The 6,227-nt window shown below is 57.4% G+C and carries 9 protein-coding genes; all 9 read right to left on the minus strand.

Annotated elements, in window-relative coordinates:
• Window positions 1–151: 151 nt before the first annotated feature.
• The gene (locus JFT66_RS28310; RefSeq protein WP_034117980.1) at window positions 152–517 is read right to left on the minus strand and encodes a hypothetical protein; all 366 of its coding nucleotides are present in this window, start codon (window positions 515–517) and stop codon (window positions 152–154) included.
• A complete protein-coding gene (gene hrpT, locus JFT66_RS28315) occupies window positions 514–717 on the minus strand; it encodes an HrpT family type III secretion system protein (RefSeq protein ID WP_153870124.1) in 204 nt (67 codons plus the stop codon). Before hrpT ends, JFT66_RS28310 begins: the two co-directional genes overlap by 4 nt.
• Window positions 714–2,852, minus strand: a complete 2,139-nt coding sequence (sctC, locus tag JFT66_RS28320) for a type III secretion system outer membrane ring subunit SctC (RefSeq protein ID WP_153838961.1) — start codon at window positions 2,850–2,852, stop codon at window positions 714–716. Before sctC ends, hrpT begins: the two co-directional genes overlap by 4 nt.
• Window positions 2,853–2,866: 14 nt before the next feature.
• A complete protein-coding gene (locus JFT66_RS28325) occupies window positions 2,867–3,256 on the minus strand; it encodes a hypothetical protein (RefSeq protein WP_034117983.1) in 390 nt (129 codons plus the stop codon).
• Window position 3,257: 1 nt separating this feature from the next.
• Complete coding sequence (locus JFT66_RS28330) at window positions 3,258–3,476, minus strand: hypothetical protein (protein WP_034117984.1); 219 nt, start codon at window positions 3,474–3,476, stop codon at window positions 3,258–3,260.
• Between the two features lie 112 nt (window positions 3,477–3,588).
• The gene (sctL, locus tag JFT66_RS28335) at window positions 3,589–4,161 is read right to left on the minus strand and encodes a type III secretion system stator protein SctL (RefSeq protein ID WP_034117985.1); all 573 of its coding nucleotides are present in this window, start codon (window positions 4,159–4,161) and stop codon (window positions 3,589–3,591) included.
• 24 nt (window positions 4,162–4,185) lie between these two features.
• Window positions 4,186–4,728 carry a type III secretion protein gene (locus JFT66_RS28340; protein WP_198860552.1) on the minus strand — a complete coding sequence of 181 codons (543 nt, stop codon included), beginning with the start codon at window positions 4,726–4,728 and terminating at the stop codon, window positions 4,186–4,188.
• Window positions 4,721–5,509 carry a type III secretion system inner membrane ring lipoprotein SctJ gene (gene sctJ, locus JFT66_RS28345; RefSeq protein ID WP_034117988.1) on the minus strand — a complete coding sequence of 263 codons (789 nt, stop codon included), beginning with the start codon at window positions 5,507–5,509 and terminating at the stop codon, window positions 4,721–4,723. The genes JFT66_RS28340 and sctJ overlap by 8 nt, the downstream gene beginning before the upstream one ends.
• A 6-nt stretch (window positions 5,510–5,515) precedes the next feature.
• Complete coding sequence (locus JFT66_RS29970) at window positions 5,516–5,875, minus strand: hypothetical protein (protein WP_034117989.1); 360 nt, start codon at window positions 5,873–5,875, stop codon at window positions 5,516–5,518.
• Window positions 5,876–6,227: the final 352 nt, after the last annotated feature.

A 6,227-nucleotide genomic window follows, 5' to 3' on the forward strand; every position in this document is an offset into this window, starting at 1 on the left:
AGCAGCAGGCCCGGCCCTTCGGGTTGTGCCTTAAAGCGGGCCATGCTGCGTTGCAGGCCTTGGAAAGGGAACAACCATTCCCAGCGGCCTGCGCCTTGCCTGGCCCGCTTTAAGGCGACAACGCGGTGGGGAAACTAATTGAGAACGCCCCCTAGCGCCGGGTGCGTGCATCCAGGGTTTCAAGGTTGGCCAGCGACAACATTCTGCTGAGGGTTCTTTCGAGCAGGTTGCGCTGTGAGGGCAGCGCATGCCAGATCACCAGGTTGTCCTGTGGATCGATATAGATAAAGCAGCCATCGAATGCCACGGCTTGCTCGAAACGACGCTCCAGCACTTGCTGTAATTGTGAAGCCTGCAATGTTTCGCGAGCTATGAGCAGGGCCAGCCCCTGGCGTGTTCCGGCTTGCATTCCACTGGCCGTCACTCCGGGGCACAGTGTCAGGTGAGCGGCAGAGCCGCCCACCAGACTGTCTAGGAAGACCTGGCGCTCATCGTCCGGTGTTCCTTGGTCGGTCATCGTTCCAGCGACACTGTCTGATAGTCCGCCCGCTCTCCGGCGGGGCCGGGTTCGACGCGCATCTGTGGGGGCCACCAAATCACCATCTTATCCTTGCTCGATTGCGGGCGTGAGCAGGAGTCGCCCTTGCAGGTAGGTGTACAACCGGCGACGAGCAGCGCTGCGCCGATCAGGGTGACGAACAGCAAGCGGTGTTTCATGGCTTGGCCTTTTGGGTTGGAGTGATCAGGGAGGGACGGGGCACGCTGAGATGTTCATCCTTCACCACCGGACGCATGGCGATGAACACTTCTGCTTCCTCACCCGGCTTGAGCCAGGCGCGCGGCCAGACGCTGACGGCCAGGGTCTGTGAATTACTGCATTCCTTTTCATCGATACGCACATTGCGATTGAACTGATTGCGCAGTACCACCACGGCTACGTTGTACTGTGGGCCGGCATACCACTGACTGCGTTGAGTATTGAGCGCCAGTAAGTTGCGGGTGTTGCACAAGGTGGTCAGGCCCAGGGGCATCGGCGCTACCTTGAAGGGCTTGGGCACTTCTCCGCTGACCAGGTGCGCCAGGGTGCTGATAACGTCGCTGCGTTTGACCACCGGCTGGTGAGGGTCATAGCGCCTGGCCAGGGGTTTGAGAGCGGCCTGCAATTCAACCTGGTCCGCTTGTGGTAAATAACGTGACGGGTCGGCCTGGTCTCCAATGACACGCGGCGTGAGGATGAACAAACGCTCACGCCGATTGTTCTGTCGCTCCGTCGAGGAAAACAGCAACTTGCCCAATAGCGGAATATCCCCCAGCAGAGGTACCTTGCTGTGCCTGTCAGCGCTTTCGGTGACGTGGAAACCGCCGACTACCAGCGAGCGTTTTTCCGCCATGATGGCTTGGGTGCTGACTTTGCCTCGGCGTACATCGTAGCTGTTGGGAGTGGGGTTGGACTCTTCGAAGTTACCGTCCTCGATGTCCACTAACAGCTGAATCTGGTGGCCCCCCTTGCTGGTGATGACCCGGGGCACGACCTGGAAGCTGGTGCCTACGGTAATCGGTAAAATCGTTGCGTTCTCTCTGCCGCGAGACAGGTATTGGGTGCGGTTGAAATCGATTACTGCCGGCTGGTTCTCCAGCGTCAGCACTGACGGATTGGACACCATGGTTGCCAAGCCCTTGGCCTCCAAAGCGCGTATGTCGGCGTTGAAACGGTCGCGGTTTCCAATGGTCAACTGAGAGTTGCCGGGAACCACATCGGCTCCGCCACCGAAGCGACTGTTCTGAAAGCCCCACTTCACACCGAACTCGCGCAATTGCGTGCGCTCGATGTCGAGGATGATTGCATCGATTTCCACCAGTTTGCGCGCCACGTCGAGTTGGGCGATCAGTTCGCGGTACATGGCCTGCCGTTCCGGCACGTCATAAATCAGGATGGCGTTATTGCGCAAGTCGGCTTCAACGCGGATCCGGGCCGGGCTGATAGGGGCCCGCGGCGTAATTGACATGCCCGCATTGGTTGAGCTGTTCGGCCCGGTCGGCGTGGACGGGCCGAGCATTTGCCCCAGTAACGGATTGCTCAGGCGTGGAACCACGGGAGTGACGAATGCGGGCTGGGAGGTGGGGCGTTGAGCTTGTGCCGAAGGCGTCGAGGTTGAGCGCGGCTCCAGCAGCCCCCGCAGCATAGTGGCAACACCGGGGATGATGATTGTTTCGTTGCGGTATTCCATCTGGCGGTCCGCGGCGCTGGCGAACTTCAGCGGGTAGCTCAGAACACTCTGTTTTTCATCCGCGGAGCGGCGCTGGCTGCTGAATCGCTTGATTTGCTCGATATAGACCTTGGGGCCGGAGACCAGGACAACACCGTCTTCTGGCAACTCGCCCCAGCCAAAACGGCTGTCGAGCAGGCCAATATCGGTCAGCGCTTGCTTAAGGTCGGAAATGGTCTCGGAAGAGACTTCCAGGCGTGCGGACTCTTGCTGGTCCAGAGTGCTGATATAGAGGGTGTTGTTGTACATGTACCATTGGAAACGGTGTTCGACTCCCAGGCGATCGAGCAATGACTGGGGTGTATTTGCGCGGATCTTGCCATTGACGTTACCTTCAAGCAGGCCCTCGACCTGAAGTTGTGTGCCAAAAGTCTGGGCAAAATCCTCCAGCACTTCGCGCACAGGTTTGTGCTGGGCTTCATAGGCGTACGCCGTATTTTTCCATTCAGGAGGAATCGCGGCCAACGTGCTGTCCAGTGGCAGCAGCCACCCAGGTAGCATGACGAGCCAGCACCAGGCGGCGCGGCGCGTGGCAGCAGGTAGGTGAGGGCGCAAGCGTTGGTGCTTGTCGATTTTATCAGGCATGGGAAAGTCTCTGATTAGTGCGGTATCAAACGCAGCGACGTGGGGATGAATGCGCGTGCAGGCCGATCCTGGCGCGCGACGATGGCGCGCCAGGTGTCGCGTTGGTTGAGAAGGGACTCGAGGCACTTGGCTGGCTGTTCGCCGGGGTGCTGCTCGACACATTGAACAAGCCAGAGCGCGCCGGTGGTCGGTGCCAGTGCAACAGCGCCGTGAAAATAGCTCAGGCTGGGGCCTCCCAGGCGCATCCAGGTTCGTAGCAAGGTTTTGTCCTCCCCCGCTTTCGTCAATTGAACCTTTACCAGCAGTTTGCTCGATACGCGTTGAAAGATGATTTCATCGTCATTTTCGAACAGAATCAGCTGATCTTCGTGGCCGTTTAACCAGCCGGCAATGAGTGCGTGCAACTTACTGCACACCATCCAGCGCTGTTTTAAGCAACGTATGCCTGGAGCGAACTTGTTCGTTGAAGGCGATGATCGAGAGCTTCTGTTGTTTCATCAGGTCGCTGAAATGTTCTATATCGGTATCTAGAACTTCCGAGTCTTTATAGGCGGTATTCAAGCGGTTGATATCGGTTTGAACTTGCTTCAACAGGTGGTTTTTCAGGTTTCCGTAGAAGTCCATTACTTTTACTCCAGATGTGTCTGAACTGTGTGGCGGGTTGTTTGTAACCAGTTCCATCGGAGGCCATCTTTTAGGATATTGCCTGCCTGTACCGTTATGTCGGTGAGGCGTCCTACGCCCGTGCAAGCAATATTTCTCGCATCGACGCCCAGTCGATACGGAAGTCGCCCTCGTCTGTTTCCAGCAGCAATGTTTGAGGTTTGACCTGGTCATCCGGGCGAAGTCTCCAAGGCGTAGAACCCAGCTTGGCCAGGGCTTGGGCTACCTGTTCGTGCTCGTGTGGGTGGCAAACCAGGGTCGCCTTGATCGGTGGGATTTGCGTCGCTACCAACTGTTTGATCAATGCCGAGAGGCGCTGTGGGGCAGGCACTTCTTCCAACAGGCAGTGGAACGCTTGATTGGCGATGGATGTTGCGTAGTGTTCGAGGCTGTCACACACCTCCTGGCGCTGGCGCTCCCATAGGCTGAGTTGGGCGTGGGCACGTGACCAGAAGTCGAGATTGGCCTGCTCAAGCAGTTCTTCTCGATGTTCGGCCGCCTGGCGCAAGAGTTCTTCGGCTTGGGCTTGCGCGCTACCCAGTAGCTGCCCCGAGCGGGAGTAATCGGCGAGCATTTCCCGAGTAATCAGAACCTTTGGCTGACCGGGGGCGCCGTTGTGCAACTCGATTTTGCGTAGAGTCAACATGGACAATGCTCTGGCTGGTTGTGGTTAACGATGAGTGAGTTCGCTGCTCGTTGCGGCAATACGCCAGACAATGGCCTGCCAAAGCGTATTGAGCCGCCCATGCGCGTCGTCGAGTAACGGGTGCGTTTTTTCCACCGCCAGCACCCGATCAGGGGCCAAGCGCAATCGAAGACGCTGCCAGACAGCCGGCTCGACCCAGGCCCGCAACAATTGCAGCGGATCATCGTCCGGCTGCAGCAGGGCGTTAGGGTGCAACGCCTTGGCGAGACGCTCGCACCACTTGCGGTGTTCATCGCACAAGGGGCTTTCGAGGTAGGGGTGGCACGTGAGGTCCAGTAGTGCCATTGCCAGATCAATTTGCTCCCGTGAAGCCAATGCCAGCCCAAGCACCGTGTCAAGGGGGGCAGGAGGCAGGCACGGCTCGATGCCCAATGCCGCACACGCCAGCCCCGGCTGGCTGCGACACACGGCGTGCATTGCATGAAAGGCCTGGGCGCTGGATGCGTCCGGGTGCGATGACTGCCAGGGGCTGGCCCACCATTGTGCCCACGCCAGATGATCACTCATTCTGCAAAGGGGTCGGTGCGTCAGCTTCTTGCCTTGATCGTTGGCCCCGTATGCGCCAGAACAGCACAGTGACCAGCGTCAGTATCACGCTGGCAATCAACAAGCCAACGCTGGTTCGCCAAAAACCGACGTTCTCCTCAGGGATCAGGAAGGGGCCGAAATAGCTCAGGCGTTGTTGCTCTTGATAGGCCGCAGCCGGCACAAAAACCACCGTGAGCTTTTGGGCGTTATCCAGCGCAGTGGTCATGCCGGGAATACTGCTGGATACCATCCTGCGTACGCGGGCGCGAATACTGTCGGGCTCCAGTCGCGGGTCATGCTTGATGAACACTGATGCGGACGCGGGTTGGACGGGCTCACCGGGGGCCACCCGTTCGGGCAGCACCACATGCACTCGAGCGACGATGACGCCATCGATGTTTGACAGGGTCGCCTCCAACTCTTGGGACAGTGCGTAGATATACCGCGCACGCTCCTCCAGCGGGGTGGAAATGACACCTTCCTTGCGAAAGGTATCCCCCATCGTGGCACGGGTGACCTTGGGCAGCCCTACGGCCTCCAGCGTGCGAACGGCACGGCTGATATCGGCTACATTGACACGGACTACGACACCGTCCTTGGCAGGCACTTTTTGTGCGCGTATGTGCTTGTCAGCCAGTTCCGCGATGACCTCATTGGCATCCTGTTCGGAGAGTTGGCGATGCAGTTCGACACTTTCGCCGCAGCCGCCCAGTATCAGCGTCAGCGAGAAAACTAATCCGATAGATAGAAAGCGAATCATGTTTTCCTACTGCAGGTTGCTGATTTTTTCAACGAGTTGCGCACTCTTGCCGACGCACTTCACCAAGGTTTGTGTAAGCAGCACGGAGTCTGAAAGATTGGAGGCATAGTTGAGTCTGTTTTTTTCTTTGAACTCACTATTGAAATCCTTGAGACCTTTGGTCATGCCACTTTTCGATTTATCCAGAAGCCGCAAAGCGTCGGTCAGGGCGTTCGAGGATGGCGCAGCGGTCACCCGTTGCATCGAAGGCTCCAGTTGCGAGCTGAAAAAATTGACATCTTCGTTCTGGTACGTGGGCGGGGTAGAGGGCCTACGTGCTGTCAGGCTGTTTTCATGTTCGCGTAAAATCTGGGTTTCTATCTGCATATAGACCTCAAAGGAAAACCGCCCTTCTAGTGACAAAGGGCGGTCAAGCTATTTAGCGTATTGCGTCGATGTTCTTTTTCTTTTCAGTGATCTTGAATGCCTCAATACTTTCCTTGAGGGATTCGCGAGCAGCTGCTTTCCTTTCTTGCTTCAGGTCTTCGTTTTCGCCACCGCCACTGCCAGCAGGTAGGGTAGGCGGCTGGTAGCCTGAGGAACCGATACCATTAAGGATGGTCTGAAGTAGCCATGTATTTCCCCGGCATACCACCTAGCGCAACTTTTAAACTCGCCAAATGATCAAAAAACAATCAATTCGACGAGTATTTCTTACGTTTTCGCCACCCGGACCCCA

Source organism: Pseudomonas sp. MF6755, assembly GCF_016405635.1.
GTDB classification, from domain to species: Bacteria; Pseudomonadota; Gammaproteobacteria; order Pseudomonadales; family Pseudomonadaceae; genus Aquipseudomonas; species Aquipseudomonas haemolytica.